Raw genomic sequence first — 2,535 nt, 5'->3', positions numbered from 1 at the left:
GTGCGCCCATAAGGGCATATATCAAATGCCGCCTTGAGCAAGCGGCGGGAAGAAAGATATCAAAGAAAGGCAGGTGAAAAAATACCCCGTCATCTCACACCTTATCCGGAAGGGGAAACCCAATGGGGAGTGCAGCATGGTGTCGCTGTAATTGCAGCGGATATAGCGCAGACAATAAGTTTCTAAAACTGCTCTATATAGGGATGAAAATTCGCGTATGAGGATGAAAGCTAAACTGCTTGATTGACAGCCAGAGCTGGGAAATATCCGACGTCTACGTGTGAAAGAAGCTGAAACACACGTCATCTTGGCACTTGTCATGTGTATAGGGGCAAGTGCGTGATATTCAGGGTGCAGCACCTCCAGATAGAGGAAAATGGCGAACGTCACATGGGAAAACCCCTTTTACCGACAACGCGAAATGCTCATTTGATATATGCTACTGGGGATTGCCTAAACCCGCAGCCAGCGGGCAGGGCAACACAGCTTCCATAGTAGTCTGAGAACCCTGAATCAACAGGGATAGCCGTAAAAACGGAAGCGGGAAAGCCGCTCACATGGCGAAGGGGAGCAGTCTGTTTCTTCAATACAAAAATGAAAGGATGGTGCGTGAGGCACTATGCGAAATCCAACTGATGTATTGAATAGTTTAAGCGATAAATCGAAAAATCCCATGTACAAGTTTGAACGGCTATACCGCAACTTGTACAACCCGGAGTTTTATCTGCTGGCTTACAAAAATATCTACGCAAATGATGGCAGCATGACGCCGGGGGTGGATGGCGTAACCACCGATGGTATGAGCTTGGAACGCATTGACAAAATTATTGCGTCACTGAAAGACCACTCGTACCGCCCAAACCCAGCCCGCCGCACCTATATCGCCAAGAAGAATAACCCGGCGAAAAAGCGGCCGCTTGGCATTCCATCCGGGGATGACAAGCTCGTGCAGGAAGTAGTCCGAATGATTTTGGAAAGCATTTATGAGCCGACTTTCTCTGATGTATCCCATGGATTCCGCCCCGGAAAAAGCTGCCACACCGCGCTGGTCAAAATTCAGAGCACGTTCACTGGCGCAAAGTGGTTTGTGGAGGGCGATATTCAAGCATGTTTCGATAGCTTTGACCGCCATGTACTGATTGAAATTCTCCGCAGGCGAATCAAGGACGAAGCCTTTATCGGCCTGATGTGGAAATTCTTGAAAGCCGGGTATATGGAACAGTGGAAATACCACAAAACCTACACCGGCACGCCGCAGGGGTCTGGCGTCAGCCCGATCCTCGCCAATATCTATCTGAACGAGTTGGACAAGTATATGGAGGAATATAAGCAGAAATTCAGCGAACCAACACGCACAGTGAACCCAGCCCATCGTAATATGGCAAGCAGAATTTTCCATTACAAGGCCAAAAATGATAAGGTTTGGAACACGTTGAGTGCAGGGGAACAGAAGGAACGTGCGCGGATTCTCCGGCAAATGCGGACAGAACAGCGAAATCTCCCCACGCACCCATTCCGGGAGGTCAGCTATAAATCCTTGCAATATGTCCGCTATGCTGATGACTTCCTGATTGGAGTTGTTGGCAGTCGAGAGGACGCAGAGCGGCTCAAGCAAGACCTGGCAGTATTTCTCAAGGAAAAGCTGGGGCTTACGTTGTCGGCAGAAAAGACCAAAATCACCAACACAGCCCAGTGCGCAAGATTCCTGAACTATGACATCTATGTTTCCAGAAGTCAGGACATCAAGCGGCTGAAAAACGGAAAGCGGCAGCGTGTGTACTACGGCGTTGTCCAGCTCCGTATGCCCCAAGAGAAATGGGCTGCAAAGCTGGTAGAACTGGGCGCAATCCGAATCAGTAAGGACGCTTCGGGCAAAGAGCGGTGGAAAGCTATGCCGCGTGGGAAACTCATGAACAGGACGGATATTGAAATCCTCAGCCGCTATAATGCGGAAGTCCGAGGGCTGTACAACTACTACTCGTTAGCTGGAAATGTGTCCACCTTGAATCACTTCTCAAGCCTGATGAAGTACAGTATGCTGAAAACTTTTGGCTCCAAGTATCGCTGTCAGGTCAGGAAAATCAAGGAGAGATATGTCAAAAACGGCGAGTTCACAGTGCCGTACACGACGAAAGCAGGCCCCAAAGAAGCAATTTATTACCACAGTGGCTTTCGTAAACAGGATAAGCCGCAACTGGGGCAGGTGGATATCCTGGATATTTACAAAAAGTACAGCAAGCCCAACAGTCTGGCCACTCGCTTGCGCTCTAAACAGTGCGAATTGTGCGGTGCGGAGTGCGGCGGTTTAGTCATGCACCAAGTAAAGCGTCTGAAAGACCTTACAGGGCAATACGAGTGGGAAATCCTTATGCGCAAACGGCATCGCAAGACTCTGGCCGTTTGCCCATCCTGTCATGCAGAAATTCACAATTCGATGAAGTCGTAAAACGATAACAGTACGGAGAGCCGTGTGCATCGAGAGGTGCCCGCACGGTTCGGGAGGGAGTGCCCATGTGGTGCTTACCTCATACCATG

Annotated in this window: 1 protein-coding gene; it reads left to right on the top strand. The window is 49.5% G+C overall.

Annotated elements, in window-relative coordinates; genetic code table 11:
- Window positions 1–619 precede the first annotated feature (619 nt).
- Window positions 620–2,446: a reverse transcriptase domain-containing protein gene (locus tag D1646_RS22125; RefSeq protein ID WP_160638490.1), complete on the top strand. Its 1,827-nt coding sequence runs from the start codon at window positions 620–622 to the stop codon at window positions 2,444–2,446.
- The last annotated feature ends 89 nt before the right edge of the window (window positions 2,447–2,535 follow it).

Source organism: Pseudoflavonifractor sp. 60 (genome assembly GCF_009911645.1).
In the GTDB taxonomy this organism is placed as follows: Bacteria; Bacillota; Clostridia; order Oscillospirales; family Oscillospiraceae; genus Lawsonibacter.
This window is presented reverse-complemented; position numbering and strand designations above follow the sequence as displayed.

What these genes read in the sequence shown, in the direction of transcription:
- D1646_RS22125 (WP_160638490.1), top strand. Translation starts at nt 620, where the DNA reads ATGCGAAATCCAACTGATGTATTGAATAGTTTAAGCGATAAATCGAAA.